The 16,838-nt window shown below is 60.7% G+C and carries 11 protein-coding genes and 1 tRNA gene; 6 read left to right on the top strand and 6 right to left on the bottom strand.

Features of this window, described 5'->3' with window-relative positions:
* Positions 1–42: 42 nt before the first annotated feature.
* The 3 genes from glmM to DWY51_RS06860 all read right to left on the bottom strand — a co-directional run bounded on the left by glmM (position 43) and on the right by DWY51_RS06860 (position 4,942).
* On the bottom strand, positions 43–1,374 hold the full coding sequence (gene glmM, locus DWY51_RS06870; RefSeq protein WP_117770316.1) for a phosphoglucosamine mutase: 1,332 nt from the start codon (positions 1,372–1,374) through the stop codon (positions 43–45).
* Positions 1,375–1,457: 83 nt separating this feature from the next.
* A complete protein-coding gene (locus tag DWY51_RS06865; RefSeq protein WP_117770315.1) occupies positions 1,458–3,770 on the bottom strand; it encodes a DUF4012 domain-containing protein in 2,313 nt (770 codons plus the stop codon).
* Positions 3,771–3,919: 149 nt separating this feature from the next.
* A complete protein-coding gene (locus DWY51_RS06860; protein WP_199411390.1) occupies positions 3,920–4,942 on the bottom strand; it encodes a DMT family transporter in 1,023 nt (340 codons plus the stop codon).
* A 289-nt stretch (positions 4,943–5,231) separates the two neighbouring features.
* Here DWY51_RS06860 and DWY51_RS06855 point away from each other — a divergent pair.
* Both DWY51_RS06855 and DWY51_RS06850 read left to right on the top strand, forming a co-directional pair.
* A tRNA-Val gene (locus tag DWY51_RS06855) sits at positions 5,232–5,306 on the top strand.
* Between the two features lie 226 nt (positions 5,307–5,532).
* The gene (locus DWY51_RS06850; RefSeq protein ID WP_117770314.1) at positions 5,533–6,219 is read left to right on the top strand and encodes a DUF5710 domain-containing protein; all 687 of its coding nucleotides are present in this window, start codon (positions 5,533–5,535) and stop codon (positions 6,217–6,219) included.
* A 444-nt stretch (positions 6,220–6,663) separates the two neighbouring features.
* Here the strand turns inward: DWY51_RS06850 and DWY51_RS06840 are convergent, their stop codons facing one another.
* Complete coding sequence (locus tag DWY51_RS06840) at positions 6,664–7,746, bottom strand: HNH endonuclease (RefSeq protein WP_117770312.1); 1,083 nt, start codon at positions 7,744–7,746, stop codon at positions 6,664–6,666.
* A gap of 215 nt (positions 7,747–7,961) precedes the next feature.
* On the opposite strand from DWY51_RS06840, the gene DWY51_RS06835 reads away from it, so the two are divergent.
* Complete coding sequence (locus tag DWY51_RS06835) at positions 7,962–8,453, top strand: hypothetical protein (protein WP_117770311.1); 492 nt, start codon at positions 7,962–7,964, stop codon at positions 8,451–8,453.
* Between the two features lie 100 nt (positions 8,454–8,553).
* On the opposite strand, the gene DWY51_RS06830 is transcribed toward DWY51_RS06835, so the two are convergent.
* A complete protein-coding gene (locus DWY51_RS06830) occupies positions 8,554–10,020 on the bottom strand; it encodes an ATP-binding protein (RefSeq protein ID WP_117770310.1) in 1,467 nt (488 codons plus the stop codon).
* A gap of 621 nt (positions 10,021–10,641) precedes the next feature.
* Between DWY51_RS06830 and DWY51_RS06825 the strand changes: the two genes are divergently transcribed.
* Together DWY51_RS06825 and DWY51_RS06820 are read left to right on the top strand one after the other, a co-directional pair.
* On the top strand, positions 10,642–13,680 hold the full coding sequence (locus tag DWY51_RS06825) for an insulinase family protein (RefSeq protein ID WP_117770309.1): 3,039 nt from the start codon (positions 10,642–10,644) through the stop codon (positions 13,678–13,680).
* Positions 13,681–14,045: 365 nt separating this feature from the next.
* Positions 14,046–14,642, top strand: coding sequence for a 5-formyltetrahydrofolate cyclo-ligase (locus tag DWY51_RS06820; protein WP_117770308.1), 597 nt, complete (start codon positions 14,046–14,048; stop codon positions 14,640–14,642).
* Positions 14,643–14,665: 23 nt separating this feature from the next.
* Here DWY51_RS06820 and metA read toward each other — a convergent pair whose 3' ends face one another.
* A complete protein-coding gene (metA, locus tag DWY51_RS06815; RefSeq protein WP_006235124.1) occupies positions 14,666–15,592 on the bottom strand; it encodes a homoserine O-succinyltransferase in 927 nt (308 codons plus the stop codon).
* 181 nt (positions 15,593–15,773) lie between these two features.
* Here metA and DWY51_RS06810 point away from each other — a divergent pair, with 181 nt between their 5' ends.
* Positions 15,774–16,751: an L-lactate dehydrogenase gene (locus DWY51_RS06810; protein ID WP_117770307.1), complete on the top strand. Its 978-nt coding sequence runs from the start codon at positions 15,774–15,776 to the stop codon at positions 16,749–16,751.
* Positions 16,752–16,838 lie beyond the last annotated feature (87 nt).

The raw sequence follows: 16,838 nt of genomic DNA, 5'->3' as shown, positions 1-16,838 counted from the left end.
TTGCAGCGTCGAGCAGCTACGCGGTTTGGTAAAACCGCGTAGTTATAAAGCCTCGAGCGCGTTGGCGATGCGCTTCATGGCGGCATCGGCGGATGCTTGGTCGGGCGCCTCGGCCAGCACGCGGATAACCGACTCGGTTCCGCTCTTGCGCACGAGCACGCGGCCCTCGCCTGCCAGCGCAGCCTCGGCCTCGGCGATGGCGTTCTGCACGCCCATATTCTCGAGCGCGGCGTCCTTGTCCGCCACGTGCACGGCCACCTGCGCCTGTGGCAGCAGCTTGCACGGAGCCGTGAGCTGCGAGAGCGTCTCGCGCTCGGCACGAATCACTTCCATCACGCGCAGCGAGGTCATAATGCCGTCGCCCGTGCGCTCGATATCGCCAAAGATCGTATGGCCCGTCTGCTCGCCGCCCAGGCTGTAGCCGCCCTCGCGCATCTTGGCATACACGTGACGGTCGCCCACGCCGCTGGTCACGGCACTCAGGCCGGCAAGCTCCAACGACTTGATCAGGCCAAAGTTGCTGGCGATCGTCGGCACCACGGTACCGCCCGAGAGACGCCCGTGCTTGTTCAGGTACACACCGCACACGTACAGGATCTGGTCACCGTCGACCACGCGGCCGCGCTCGTCCACGGCCAGGCAGCGGTCGGCATCGCCATCGTAGGCAAAACCCACATCCAGGCCCTGCTCCACCACGTGGCGCTGCAGACGCTCAATATGCGTAGAGCCGCAGTCGACATTGATGTTAAAGCCGTCGGGCGCGGCATTGATCACGCGCACATCGGCGCCCAGTGCGTCGAACACCGGCTTGGCCACCGAGGATGCCGAGCCGTTGGCGCAGTCGATACCGATCTTGACGCCCTGCAGCGAAAAGTTCGCGCTGGCGATGAGCGAAGCAATGTAGCGGTTGCGACCCTGCATGTAGTCCACCGTGGCGCCGATGTGGTTGCCCGTTGCCAGCGGCACCTCGCTCTTGCCATCGATATAGTCCTCGATGAGCTCCAGTACGTCCTCGTCCATCTTAAAGCCGTCGCTGTTGACGAGCTTAATGCCGTTATCGCAAAACGGGTTGTGGCTCGCGCTGATCATGATGCCGCAATCGAAGCAGCCTTCCACAGTCTGATGCGCTACGCCCGGCGTCGGGATCACATGCAGCATATAGGCGTCCGCACCGCTCGCGACCAGGCCGCTCACCAGCGCCGCCTCAAACATATAACTCGAGCGACGCGTGTCCTTGCCCACGATCACGCGTGCCTTGCGCTCGCGGTTGGCGCCGTAATACCAGCCCACAAAACGGCCAATCTTATAAGCGTGCTCTACCGTCAGCCCAACGTTGGCCTCACCGCGAAAGCCGTCGGTGCCAAAGTACTTCATGCGCTCTCCTTACAAAATAGGGGCGAACAGATTGCCTGTCCGCCCCAAAATGGTACTCGATTATCTGCGCTACCAGAAAAACCCTACGCCGACGCGCTGTCGCGAGCCGCCTGGCATGTAGGAGTCTGACGCAGCGTAAGCGGCTTGTCCCCCGCCTCGGCCGACGTGGTCAGCGTATACGTGATCGTCGTCGTCTCGCCAGCATGCAGGTCAACGGTGCCCGAATAGAAGGGGATTCCATGCCACGTAGCGGCGCCAAGACCAAACTGTGTGCCCTCAACCGTAAGGTCACTGATGTTGCCGCCCGTCGGGGCAAACAACGAGACATTCAGGCGTTCGTCGTCACGCGCGGCATCGGGTGCGCTCGCCGCAACGTAGTCGGGCAGCTTGCCTGCCTCCTCCTGCGTCATGATGTTCGTCAGAGTAACGGTGATGCGATACGAGCACGTGCCGTCGCCGTTCTTGATGCCCTGGCCGATCTGCGTGTCGGCGTTCAGATACCAGTCGAGCTTGGAGAAGCTCAGGTTGTTAAAGTAAACGCCGGCAACAGGATCGGCACTCGGGTCATCCGGATCGGGCAGCGAAGCGTCAATGCCCGTCTCTTTGATGGCACTCTGCTCATCATCGTTTCTCATCCACGCGATCAGGCGGCCCTCTTCGGCACCGCGCTCAACGGCGCTGACAAGCTTCGTAACATCGACATCGCCGATACCGCCAAGGATCTTGTCGAAGGCAGCGCTGGCGACGGATGCAAAGATGCCGTCAGACTCCTCGACCGGATAGTTCCAGTACACATCGTGCATGAGGACCTTTGCGGCGTTGGTGCCGTCGACAACCGTTCCGTCGGGCAGTGACACGTTACCGACCAGGCCCAGCAGATACTGCAGGAACACCGGGTCGATACCGATGACGCCATCAGCGTCCTGTCCATACTGGGACTTCCACAGCGCGGCGACACGCTGCGAGTTGCGGGGCCAATCAGGCGAATAGGTATTGCCCGAGTTGTACAGGTTACTGTGGTTGCCGAACAGCGCCTCATCCTCTTCGTCGACGCTCTCGACTGCCTCATCCTCGCTGAGTCCAATGCGGGGAACAAACTCGCCAATCGACATCTGGCCGTCAGTGACCGAAATCAGGCCCTGCGAACCGCCAAAGCCGCCGCAAGCACGAATCTCGACGTTGTTCATGGCGTACATAAGGTAGTTGCGCGTCTGGCCGTTGGCGCCGAGCATCTGGGGAAGGACGGGGGCGACCTTCTCCGCCGCGTCAACCGCACCGTTGAGGGTGGCAAAGCCGTCCTTGGCCTTATCGACCAGCTCGGTCACCTGGGAAATATGAGTATCGCCAATGCCCTGGACCTTCTCGTTGGCGCTCTTGAACACCTTCGAGCTGCTGGAAAGCGAATCGGCGACCGCCTGCAGCGCGGACACGTTAATCATGCCGTCCTGGAACAGCTTGCCGGGCGTGGCCTGCGAAAGGTTGTCGGCCATGGGAACCAGCGCATTGCTCGAGACATCGGACAGGGCGTCAATCATGGTGCGGGCTGCGTTGATGTCACTGCCATACACCGGGATAAACGAAGCCGCCGTCCACAGCGGGCTCGAAGTCTCCGCCTTCATGCTGTCGCAGAGCTCATCGATCTTCTTCGCGTCGTCAGGCAGCGTCGAAAAATCGCCCGACGTGACCTTGTCCTTAAGGCCACCGACGATCTCGACAGCCTCCTTCGCTTCGCTCTTTACGGTCTTTGCCGAGTTAAGCAGCATAAAGCCGCTTGCGCCAAGCGCAACGAGAAGCACCGCGACTACAGCGGCAATAATGGCGCCGGTGTGACGCTTTTTGCGCTCGCCCTTGCGATGGCGATGACGGACCAGACCGTCAGAGGTCGAACTCGACGAAGCATCGCTACCGTAGTTCAAGCCAAAATCGTAATAATCTTCCTTGGAACCCGAGCCCGCAAACTCGGCACCGCTATCATCCAGGCGGGCGAACGTGCCAGTCTCGGAGGCGCCGGTGTAAATCGTGCCAAGGTTACCCGTAAGCCCCGCGCCACCGGCAGAGGGAGTATTGTTGGCGGCCTTGCCGGCATTAACGTTGCCGGCAGCATTCGCGGCGTTGGCAGCACCTGCGTTGTTCGCAGGCACCGAAGGAGCCCCGCTCGGCTGCGACGCGGAGGTTGCACCGCCCGCAAAGACATTCCCTCTTGCACGGCCGGTCTTTTTTGCCTTTTGAGACTGCTCGTACAGAGCGGTGAACATCGCCGTCTCGCCCGGGGACACGCGCTTACCGGAACCGCCCTGTCCAGCGCCGCCCGGCGTGCCGGCCTTACCAGCCCCGTTCGGACGCGGCGGAACTGCAGGACGGCCGCTATCGCTGCCCTTAAAGTGATTACCAGCCATAAAGAAATCCTCGCAATTGAGTCGCAATGAAAAAGTCCATAACGTTACTAGTTTATGGCATTTTGAGCATCGACAGCTAAACTCCAGACACGGACGTCAATTGGCGAAAATGCGGCACAACACCTTTTCCGTCTTGGCGGCGGCGTCAACTACACCGTAAGGAACATCATCACGATGATCATGGCAAAGCCGATAAGGTCGGTCGGCAAAAACACCGTACCCAGCATAACGGCGCTGGTGATGGTCGCCGAAACCGGCTCCACAGTTCCGATGAGGCTCGCACGTACCGAGCCGATGTCCTTAACGCCCTGCATATAGAGCATGTAAGCAAAAAACGAGCCGATAACCACGAACACCGCGAGCGCCTCGACGCCGGCAGCGTCGAGCGCCGGCATATGCGCCCAGGGCTGCACGAAGACGCACGAGACCACGCCCGCCGTGAGCATTGCCGAACCCGTGACGATGGGGCTGCCGTATTCGGGCAGGATCTTGGCGGGAATCACCGCCATACACGCGGCGCTGACCGCACACATAAGACCTGCTGCCAGGCCAAGCGGCGAAATATTCAGGCTGGTAGGGTCGCCGCCGGTGGCAATTAAAAAGGTTCCACCCAGAGCCAGGCCAATGCCGATGACTTCGCGAGTACGCGGCATGCGGCGATCGGTCACGCAGGCGTAGCCCATGATGATAACGAGCTGCAGGCACTGGAGCACCGTCGCGGTTCCGGCGTTCGTCAGGCGCACGGCCGAAAGATAGCAAAACTGGTTGAACAGCAGGCCAAAGGCGGTAAAGAGCAGCAGCTGCTTGCGATCGGCGGGTGTGGTCCAGAGCTTAACCAGGCGCTCGCGGTCGCGCGTAACAACCACGGCCATAAAGAGTAGACCGGCGAGAATCTGACGCACGCTCATAAGCCACAAGGTGTCGACGTGGTAGGTATCGAACAGAAAGCTCGCGCTGGTGCCCGAGAAGCCCCAAAACGAACCGCCCACCAGCGTAGCCAAGACGCCCGTGATCATCTTGCGCGACGACGCATCGTTAAGGCGCTCGCGCCAGGCGCGACGGGTGTTGCGGCTGAGCTCGTCGGTGCCCTCGGGCACATCAATGTTCGATATATCGGCCATCGGCACCGAAGCCCCTGCGCCTTCGACCTGCTCGACACACTCTTTGCTCATTCCACTCCCCCGAAACAGTCTGGAAGCAATTCGGCTTACCTTACCACGGCGAAGTCACCAGCTGGAGGCTTGTCCGCTTATCGGTAGGACAATTCCGCAGGCGTCTTTCCATAGCTCGATACCGCAATGGCCTTGCATTATGCGACAGCCAAATCGCGGCAGCAGGCTCTTTTGAAATGGATATGGCAAAGCCCCCGAATTCCACAATGTAAGCGATTTTTAAAAATGTTCTTGCCACCGAGTTCAGGCTCCGTTATATTATCCCTTGCGCGCTTGCGCACCCTTGATCGGGCGTTTAGCTCAGGGGGAGAGCGCTTCCCTGACACGGAAGAGGTCAGAAGTTCAAATCTTCTAACGCCCACCAAATGTTCGCAGCTCAGAGGCTATGTCCTCTGGGCTGTTTTGTTTTATGTCGCCAAATCCGCCGGCAGTTCCAACCGCCCAACTAGCCAAAAGCCGACCATCTACTTGCCGATCTATCCATCGGCATAACCAATCAGTCCGCACCGCAACTTCTCAGCAAAACGCCGCGATGTCTGCGCCCTGCGGTATCCTTGGGCCACTTGCACCTGCAGCACCAAGGAGCCGCCATGCGCACCGAGCTCGATGTCCCCTTTTCGCACAAAGAAGAAGCCAAGGCGCTGGGCGCCAAATGGGACCGGACCAAGAAGGTCTGGTATGTACCCAGCGGCGTCAACCCCGAGCCCTTTGCCGAGTGGCTGCCCGGTGTTGACCGATCCGACCCCTCAGCGCCGTATATATATCTAGTACTGGGCAAGCGCGAGTGCTGGAAGTGTCACAAAGAGACCTCGGTCGCGGCCTTCGGCATTCCCTATCGAACCGATAACGACGAGAGCGTCGCCATCGCGCACGCGCCCAACGAATCCGGGCACATTGCCATCGACACGGCCAACGCCAACGCACTCGCCATCGTGCCCGCTCTTGGCTGCGTGCCGGGCGAGATCCGCGACTACCTTCATAAGCGCTGCGGCTACAAGCCCGTAGGCGCGCGAGCCTCCAAAGCCCCGTCGCTCGGCAACACGTGCACCAGTTGCGACGCGCTGCAAGGCAGCCGCTATCTGTTCGAGGAGCCCTCGTCCCCGTTTGCCCTCACTGCCATCAACAAGCTGCCGGCACTGGAGTTTGTGCGCGTCGAAGTTGCCGGCGTCTTTGGCATCCCGGCCACGCGCACCGACTTTGACCAGGCGCTCTTTACCTGGGCACGCGACCATCACGCCGAGTTCCACAAGCAACTCGGTGAGGGGATTTATTTGTAGAGGCAAAAGACACTCACAGCCAGCTCCTCCGCATCACCTATCCCTCGTCGCCGGCGTCATACACGATATCGAGGCCACAAACAGGGCATTTCTCCGGATACACCGGCATATGAACGCCTGTCTGTTTTCTCACTTCGTCGCTGAGTCTGTCGCGCGCATCGATGAACCGAATGTCGAGACACGGTATTTGCGAGCCGCAGCGAGGGCAGGTGACGACAAACGACCCGCAATCAACCTCTACGCTCGGAAACATATTGTTGTCTATAAGGGCACACGGCAGTTTTCCGTACTTCCCCATCGCAATATCGCCTCGCCAGCTCATACACGCTCCCCTCTCGCTATACAAAACAGGAAGAGCATGCACCGGCGGGCGTGCGCGAGATTGCATCGCCACGCGATCCGATCAAACAACACGATCGTCAAAGAATGCCAAAGCCAAATACGCTAATACGGCAGAAGCCCCGCCTTTTCACGCTTCTTTTCCGAGCGATCGAACTCGATGCGATGGGCCTCAAGAAACACCGTATTGGGTCGCCACTGACGCTCATTCGGCTGCCTTAGCGTCGCACCCGCAAAGGAAGCGTAGTCGGTCTTATCCAGCAGGTACGATCCGCACAGCCGATATTCGCCGCAAACAGGCTCAAACGAAATCAGGTGAGCATCAAATAGGGAATGAAGATCGCGCCGAAGCAGAATGCCATTGCTGGCAACCTGCGATTTGGGTCCCGAGTAATTCTCGATATGTGCAGCCTCCAGAGCTTCGCTGACGCCGCAGTCCGACACCGCGCAACGGCCGTCATAGGCGGCAACGAGCTGCTTGCGGAACCATTGCTGCCCCAATCGCTCGCGCCTTAACGCATAGCGGACCTTTTCGTCGTCGGTCGCACCCTGTCCGGCAAACTCAATATCGACGGGCATGTGCTTCAGATAACTCATGTCGGGTGCAAAACGAGGGTCCGGCCCGCCTTTATGAACAGGACCGTGCAGAACAAACCATCCGTTTTCGGGCTCGAACCGTTCAACAAACGCAAGGCCGAGCACCTTGTAGCCCACCTCGGTTGCAAATATGACTCCGACTGGAACGCCACATTCCATGCAGTTGAGCATTTTACGGTTGTAATTCTGGTCTCGAAAACCAACGGTACCCGGCGCTTGAACCGAGTACTTAATGACCCACGTACCATCGTCCAAATAGAGCGGAGGCACATCGGTGTAGAAGCTCTTTTTAGAGTTATGGACCGAAAGCGCAAAGATCTTATTGGGATCTTGCTTCACCCGATCCTGGCCCGGCCAGAAGATCCCTGAATCCCGCGTTACGGGAAAGAAGTCCGAGCCAATTCTCAAACGATACTGATACTGAGGGCTATCTTCCTTGGTGTGGTGCGGAAGGCTGGTCCAAACGCCGCCGCGCTGTTCCTCACCCAGAAACCACTCCCATGCCTCAACGTATTCGGAAAGCACGAGACTGCAGGCGCGGTCATAGCTTGGTCCATCCATCAACGGAACAGCAAGGTCAATGTCGTTCATCGCCAGCACCTACAACCATACGAACGCGAGTCATGCCCCTCAATAATATGGCCGAGAGTCAATTATTACGAGATCTCATTCCGCGATCGGCACATCGCTGATGCTCTCGGTTTGCCGCTGGCGCGCTTGTACCCCGCTACCCCACTCCCCTGTATACTGATGTAGCACGTGTTTCATCCGGGCTTGTTGGGCCGGGTCGTTCATGGGAGGTTCTTGTGGCTGTTTCGAATCCGCCTAAGGGAAGCGTTTCTTCTTCGTCCATCAAGCCGGTTACGCGCAAGGCCGTGCGTTGCCAGCGCGAGGTCGCTTGGCTTGTCACGCAGGCGGCGGGCAGGCTTGTGGCGACCACTCAGGACGTCAATGCGCCTACGCCGAGCTTTGTGTTAGCGGCGGCGCTGGATTTTGTGCGCCAATTGGAGCTTGCCGAACAGGATGCCAGCGGCCACCTCGACTACCAGAATGTTATGGCGCCCGACCTGCAAACGTTCTGCCACATGGCCAAGTTGCCCGCCGCGCCCAATGCGCTTTCGGACGCAGGCTACATGTTTACGCTTTCGGGCGCGGACCTTATTCGCGACATCTATGCATACTGCAGCGAGCTCGCCGAGCGCCACGTCTTTGACGCGGCAGAAGTCAAACCGGGATATGTCATCAAACTGGTTCTTAGGCTGTTTTTGATGGACGGGTTCGGGGCCATGCCGGCGTAAGCCGAGTCTTTAGCATCACCGTCGACTGGGCAACAACCGCTTTACCTTAGTGGGCGCCAATCGAGGGTCGATTATTGAGTCGCCTCGTCCACTAACGCATTTATTCCACGCGCTCTGACAGTCGATATTTGCGGTTGCGGCTTGTCGACGGCGCCGTGGGCTCAAGCTCGCCTTGAGCAATGAGCGCGTTGACGCGCGACCTAACCTGGGAAATTGTAAGCCCCGTGCGTTCTGCCAGCTCACGCGTCCCCAGCTCGCCGTAGTGTTTGAGTGCCGTCACAATTAAGCCCCCGCCATGATCGACCGGCTCGATCTTTGAACGGTAAAGTACGACCTTGAACCGATCGAACCCCGGGCAGAACAGGGGCTCGGCCAGACCATGCGCGCGCATGGCATCGATCATCATCGGGATGCCCGAGCCATTGCCCTCAGCCGGCGAACCTGCGCCATCCGGCAGCGGAACAATCGACATGAGCTTCACAAGCGTCGCGTTACGGCATCGGGAGCTGCCGTCAAACAAGTTCTCGCGAGTCTTTCCCCCGTAAAGGCCGCCAGGATTCGTCACCTCGACACGATCGTCAAAGACGTCGACGGCAATCGATTGTCCACAGAACCGATCCCCGTATTCTCGATGGATTACGGCGTTGGCGATTGCCTCGCGCAGAACCTCCTCGGGAATCTCCAGCGAGTCGACACGCGAGACGCCTTGGACGGTCGAGGTTCGCCGCAAATTCTTGGCGACGGCCGCGACAGCATCCGAGATCATCTCGCCCAACGTTCCCTCACAGATTGTGCGGTCCATGAACCTCAGCGACCCCGCCGTGCCTTTCCGGGTCCCCGCATAGACAGCCATGTCGATAAAGAGCTTGGGATAAAACTGCTGAGGGTAGGTGCCCGCAACTAGGAGTCCAGCCTTGGTGACATTGCCCTGGGAATCAAGGAAATTTAGGCGCTCCAGCTTCGTTTGTTTGTCCGGCGCGCCGCGCATCGCCCGGGGCGTCAACGAGAAAGCCCGATCTATCGTACGGTCGACCAGCGTCTCGTCGAGATCGTCCGCGTCCGCGCCCGCCACCGCGTCGCGATCGCTCGGAGTCGCCCGACCGTATGACGCCAATGCGAGCACCTCGGTCGACGAAAGCGGGACATCTTTGTCATCGATGCGCTTGTAGCTGCCGCCCTGGGCGCCCCGCTCTATGACATAGCAGGGCTTGCTCGACGGATCGAGCTCCTCAATCGTAATGACGAGAACGATGACGCCCTGAAGCTCCACTCGCTCGATCGTGTATTTGGGCGGATTGGCCAGCTTTCCTCGACCGCCCGCATCACCCATGCCTGACACAAACTGGTTGAGCACTTTCTCGGTCTCGAAGTTCTCAACCGGGACAAAACCTGCGCGCTCACTCACTCCGAGCACGATGATTCCGCCGGCAGTGTTCGCGAATGCGCTCACCGTTTCCCACACGTCGCGGGAAAGCGTCGTGGCGCTCTCCTTGACCTCGACGTTAAGATCGTCCGAGCCCATGCGCCTTAAAGACTCGAGCAGACCGGTCAGTTCGTTTTCGTTCATCTGCACGTCCTTTCGCTTGGTTCTGCGAAGAATGCCGCGAATGGATTTCCTTCGTCTCTCAGTTATCTCTCGTAATTATCTCTCATCTATCTGTTATCTCTCATATTAGAGATGAGTGAGAGATAAAAGATAAGATGTCTGCCATCTGTTTCATATAAACATGTTTTTGCTGGTAGAACAATCGGTATTGAGATAATACCATGATTGCTTGTCTCTTTGCTGCTCAGTTATCTCTCATATTTATCTCTCGTCTTTCTGTTATCTCTCGTATTAGAGATGAGTGAGAGATGAGAGATACGCGAGTGATGGACGAGCGAGGATTTTCGGACGGTCGGATATCGAGAGTGGATATTTGGACGGTTTTTGGGGCTTTTGCGGCAAATTCCGTCCAAATATCCACTCTCGTTCGATAGGTATCCGGAAATCCTCGCTCGTCCGTCCGAATATCCACTCTCGTTTGGCGAGTGTCCAATTTTCCACGCTCGTGCGGCGGGCACGCGGGACCTATGCCCAATCCGGCTGTATCGTCTCCAGTTCGCCGCAGGGTCGCGGCCCCATATGGGTATACTCTCGAGGATTCGACTCGATTCGCCCCCGCTGGGGCGTCAAAGGAGACTGCATATGCCCACCACCTCAACCGACCCGCGCGCCGCAGCCGCTGCACTGCTGGTGCCCGGCACTACCTGCCACGGCTTTGCCGTCGAGCGCCGCGAGACCGTGCCCGAGCTCGACTCGGACGCTTACGTGCTGCGACACACTGCCTCGGGCGCTCGTCTGCTGTACCTGGCGTGCGACGACGAAAACAAGGCCTTTGCCATTGGCTTTAAGACGCCGCCAGCCGATTCCACCGGCGTGTTCCATATTCTTGAGCACTCGGTGCTGTGCGGATCGGCCAAGTTTCCCGTCAAGGAGCCGTTTGTCGACCTGATCAAGAGCTCCATGCAGACGTTCCTCAACGCCATGACCTACCCCGACAAGACCATCTACCCCGTTGCCACCACCAACGAGCAGGATCTGTATAACCTGATGGACGTGTACCTGGACGCGGTGTTCAACCCGGCCATCTATACCAAGCCCACCATTTTTGAGCAGGAGGGCTGGCACTACGAGCTGGATCTGCCAGAGAGCGCCGAGGGCGAGGGCGACGGCAGCCCCGCCAGCCTGCGCGAGGGCACGCTGCGCTATAACGGCGTGGTGTTTAACGAGATGAAGGGCGCGCTGTCCGACCCCATGAGCGTGCTGGACGACGCCATCAACGCCGCGCTCTATCCCGACACCGCCTATGCGCACGAGAGCGGCGGCGACCCGCGCGCGATTCCCGCGCTCACCTACGAGCAGTTCCTGGACACGCACGCGCGCCACTACAATCCTTCCAACTCTTATATAACGCTCTACGGCGACCTAGATGTGGACCGCGCGCTGGCGTTTTTGGACGAGCGTTATCTGTCGCAGCCGAGTGCCGCGAGCTGCCGCATGGACGCTGCCGTCGCCGCCGGCGAGGACCCGTCCACGCTGGCGCCCAATCCGCTGGGCGTGCAGGCGCCCGTGACCTGCGAGTACAAGCGCGTCGAGATGGCCACTACACCCGAGAACGCCCTGGTGGGCCTGGGCCTGGTGCTGGGCAGCGCGCTCGACCGCAAACGCACGATCGCGGCGGATATCCTGTTCGAGGCACTGCTGGGCTCCAACGAAGCACCGGTTAAGAAGGCCATTCTGGCCGCCGGCCTGGGCGGCAACGTGGTGAGCTACACCGCGGCCGAGAGCCTGCAGCCCTACGAGCTCATCATGCTGCAAAACGCGCAGCCCGGCGTGGCGCGCGAGCTGCGCCGCGTGTTCCAGGACGCCTGCCGCGACCTATGCGAGCACGGCGTTTCGCGCGAGCGCCTGGAAGCCATCATCAGCAGCAACGAATACGACCTGCGCCAGCGCGACTACGGTATCGCCGACGGCGTGGCCATTGCGTGCGACGCGCTGAGCACGTGGCTCTACGATGACGACGCCGCGACGCTGGCGCTCAAGTACGGCCCGGTGTACGAGGAGCTGCGCGGCGACCTGGACGGCAGCTATTTTGAGGACCTGCTGCGCGAACTGGTGCTGCAGAACGATCACATGGCACTGGTCGAGCTGGTGCCGGTGGACGCCGCCGATGGTTCAGAGGGTGCCGAGGCCGCCGAGCTGGCAGCCAAGCGCGATGCCATGACCGATGCCGAGCTGGCCGACGTGGTCGAGCGCACGGCCGCGCTGCGTGCCGCGCAGGAGGCGGAAGACGCACCCGAGGCCAAGGCCACGCTGCCGCGCCTGCGCGTGTCCGACATTGGCGAGGCGCGCCCCGAGCCGCCACTGGTCGTGGACACGACCGCGCCCATCCCCTGCCTGCGCCACGGCATCCCCACCAACCGTCTGGCCTACGCCATGCAGTATTTCGACCTGAGCTGCGTCGCGTTTGAGGACCTGCCCTATGTGACACTGCTCTGCCGCCTGCTTAAGCAGCTGCCCACGCGCGAGCACTCGGCCGAGGAACTCGATAACTTGCTCGCCGGCAAGCTCGGCTTTTTGAGCTTTACGACCGAAGTCATGACGCAGCCCGAAGTAGACGGCGTGCGCCCCTACCTGCTGGTGAGCGCCGGCGCCCTGTCCGAGAAGATCGATGCGCTGGCGAGTCTGCCGCGCGAGGTATGGTCGAGCACGCTTTTGGCAGACGCCGACGCCGACCGCATGCGCGACGTGCTCACGCAGATTCGCATTGGGCTTGAGCAGGGCTTTATCAACAACGGCCACTCGGCGGCGCTCGGTCGCGCGATGAGCTACAGCTCGCCTTCGGCCGTGGTGCGCGAGCAGCTTTCGGGCGTTGATTTCTATCTGTTCCTGCGCGATCTGCTCAACCACTTTGACGAGCGCCTGGACGGCCTGCGCGCCAAGCTTACCGAGCTGGCGGGCCGCATCTTTGTGGCCGACGGCTGCATGGCGAGCTTTACCGGCAGCGACGAGGACTTTGACGCGTACTGGGATGCCGCGGGCGACCTGGGGCTGGGTGCAGGCGATGGTGCCGGCCGCGACGCGCTCGCGGTGCCGGCGCCGTGCGACCGCCACGAGGCTTTCGTGATCCCCAACGACATCTGCTTTGCCGCGCGTGCGTGCGATCCGCGTCGCCTGGGCATTGACGTGACAGGCGCTTGGGCCGTGGCTGCCAACGCGCTCTCCTACGATTACCTGTGGAACGAGATTCGCGTGAAGGGCGGTGCGTACGGCTGCGGATTCCGCGCAGCCGGCGAGCGCCAGACGGCGTTCTACACCTACCGCGACCCGGCGATCGATCCTTCGATTGAGCGCGTGGCGCGTGCAGGCGAATGGCTCGGCAGCTTTGAGCCCGACGAGGCCGCCTTTGAGGGCTTTATCGTGAGCTGCGTGAGCGGCATGGACGCGCCGGTGAAGCCGTACGCGCTCACCAAGCGCCGCAACACGACCTACCTGGCCGGGCTCGATCCGCACGCACGCGAGGAGCGCCGCGCCCAGATGCTCGCCGCCACGCCCGGTGAGCTGCGCTCGCTCGGCGCCGACGTGACGCGCATCGCAGCCGAGTCGCCCACCTGCGTCTTTGGCGGCCGAGACGTCATCGCCAAGAGCAACGCCGGCTTTAACGTCATCGACCTGCTGGGCTAATGCACAAAGGTAGATTTTTAGGACATGCCTGAAAATCTACCTTTTTCTGCGGCTTGGGCGAGGCGGCGCAGCCCACCGCGGCGGTTTGTCTCGATCTGTAACAGTAACTCGGCAAAATTGGACCTAGTTGTTACAGATTGAGACAAAAGGTCGGCGTCGTCTGGAAACGTCTCGATCTGTAACATCTGGAGCCGATATTGCCGTCTTGATGTTACAGATCGAGACAAACCGCCGCAGACGCCCATCACAGCACAGACCACCACGAAGGTGCATGTATCCCCTTCGTGGTTGTTTTGCTGTTTGCCCAGATAAACCTGCCAAAATAAACCTGTCCCTTTTTGGCAGGTTTGCTAGAGGAGGTTAGGATGGACAAGGCTAAATTGCGGCGAGCAGTGATTGCCCGGCGCGATGCGATTGATTTGGATGTGCGGGCAGCGAAGTCTGCCGTTATCTGTGCGCGGCTGGCCGAGCTGCTGGGCCGCTTGGATGCCGCGGCGCCGCACACCGTTGCCGTCTATGCCGCGATGGGTTCCGAAGTCGACTCAGCCGCGTTTGCCGCAGCTGCCGCCAAACGTGGCTGGCGCGTGGCCTATCCGTGCATGCTCTCGGCAACAGACGCCGCAGCTTGTGGCCAGCGCATGTGTATGCGGGCAGTTGCCGCCGACGATGCGTCCGCGGCTCCGTTTATCGCCCACCCCACACGGGCTTTCGCGGCCATGGACATCGACAGCGGCCGCTTCCCCATCGTGCCTGCCGAAGCTCTCGACATGATCGTCGTACCGCTCGTGGCCTTCGACCAAACCGGCGCGCGCCTGGGCTACGGCGGCGGTTGTTACGATCGCTACCTGCCTATGCTCTCGCCCGCATGCCAAATTATCGGCATCGCCTTTGACGAGCAGCGTGTCGACCACGTTCCCACCGACGCCCACGACCTGCCGCTACCCCACATCATCAGCGCCTAACGGCTGGTGCACCTCCCGGCGGCCTAGTGCTCCTCGCCGGCGCGGGCCAGGTCGTAGGGCGTGGTCTGGTAGACGTAGTAGTTGAGCCAGTTGGTGTAGAACAGCTGAGCCTGGCTGCGCCAGACGTTGCGCGGCTCGGCGGTAGGGTCGTCGCCCGGGAAGTAATGCGCCGGCACCTGAGGGTTGAGCCCGCGCTTCACGTCGCGCTCGTACTCCAGGCGCAGCGTGTCGGTATCGTACTCGGGATGGCCAAAGACAAAGAAGCGACGACTGTCCGTCGACTTGACAATGTACAGCCCCACCTCGTCGGACACGGCCACGACCTCAAGCTGCGGCTCGGCCTCCACGTCCTCGCGGCGCACATCGGTGTTGCGCGAATGCACGGCATAGAAGCGGTCGTCGAAGCCGCGGACCAGCGGGCTTTGCGGCTTCACCAAATAATGCTCGAACACGCCGCTCGCCTTTGCCGGCAGGTCATACTTCTGAATGCCGTAATGATGGTACAGACCGGCCTGCGCGCCCCAACAAATGTGCAGCGTAGAGTGCACGTGCGTGGTGGACCAATCCATGATCTGGCAGAGCTCGGGCCAGTAGTCGACCTCCTCGAACGGCATCTGCTCCACCGGCGCGCCCGTGATGATCAGGCCGTCGTAGTGGATGTCGCGGATGTCGTCGAACGTGCGGTAAAACGTCTCCAGGTGGCCGGCGCTCACGTGGGTGGCCTCATGCGTCTTGGTGCGCAGCAGGTCCACCTCCACCTGCAGCGGCGTGTTGGAGAGCTTGCGCATGATCTGCGTCTCGGTGGCGATCTTGGTGGGCATGAGGTTGAGGATGAGCACGCGCAGCGGACGGATGTCCTGGTGCAGCGCGCGGTACTCGGTCATGACAAAGATGTTCTCGCTCTCGAGCTGCGCGGCGGCAGGGAGGGCGTCGGGAATGCGAATGGGCATGGATGCTCCTTACGAGTCAGTTGCAGTTATGGTACAACGAGCGGCCCCATCCGCGCGAGCACATCTCCCAGCGGTAGATTTTCGGGTAGGTCCCAAAAATCTATGGCACTTTAGTCTAGCAAAGTGACGCCTGGACGCTACAATGGTCCGACGCGAAAAACTCGGCCGAAAGGATACGTAAATGTACCAGACGCGTAAGATCGGTGTGGTCGGTCAGGGCCACGTAGGAGCACATGTCGCCAACAGCCTGCTTATGCAGGGCATTGCCGACGAGCTGTACCTGTGCGATATCAACGAGGCCAAGGTGACGTCCGAGGTCCAGGACCTGCGCGACTCCCTTTCGTTTGTCCCGTATAACACCAAGATCGTCAACTGCTACGACCACTACGAGGAGCTGGCCTGCTGCGACGTCATCGTCAACGCCGCCGGCAAGGTTGCGCTGGCCGCCAGCAGCCGCGACGGCGAGCTGTTCTTTACCACCGACGCCGCGCGCACCTTTGCCAAGCGCATCGTCGACGCCGGCTTTGACGGCATCTTCGTCTCAATCTCCAACCCCTGCGATGTCGTGTGCACCGAGCTGTGGCACCTGACCGGCTATGATCCCAAGAAGATCATCGGCTCGGGCTGCGGCCTGGATTCCGCCCGCCTGCGCACCGAGATCTCCAAGAAGATCGGCGTGAGCCCCAAGTCCATCGACGCCTACATGATCGGCGAGCACGGCTTTAGCCAGCTTGCCGCCTTTAAGGCCGCAACCATCGCCGGCAAGAGCCTCACCGAGCTTCAGGCCGAGAACCCCGACAAGTACGCCTTCGACCACATGGAGGTCGAGGAGCTCGCGCGCAAGGGCGGCTATGTGACCTACGCCGGCAAGCAGTGCACCGAGTACGCCGTCGCCAACTCCGCCGCGCGTGTCTGCGCCGCCGTGCTGCACAACGAGCACGCCGTGCTTTCGGCCTCCACGCTTATGGCCGGCCAGTATGGCGAGGAGGGCATCTTTACCTCCCTGCCGTGCGTGATCGGTGCCGAGGGCGTCGAGGAGGTCTACACGCTCGACCTGTCCGAGTACGAGCTCGAGGGCTTCCACAAGAGCTGCCAGCACATCCGCGACAACATCGCCCAGCTCGACTGGTGGGACACCGAGGCCTACGACGCAAAGTAGGCCGCTGGCTGCCGCAACCTTGCGAATCTAAGCGCGATACTAAGCGGGCCGCGCCGGAAATCCCCGGCGCGGCCCGCTTTTTTGACT

Origin of the sequence: Collinsella sp. AF25-2LB, from assembly GCF_003458415.1 — a bacterium.
Lineage (GTDB): Bacteria > Actinomycetota > Coriobacteriia > Coriobacteriales > Coriobacteriaceae > Collinsella.
The sequence above is the reverse complement of the archived record's forward strand: the minus strand, read 5'-3'. Positions and strand labels throughout refer to the sequence as shown.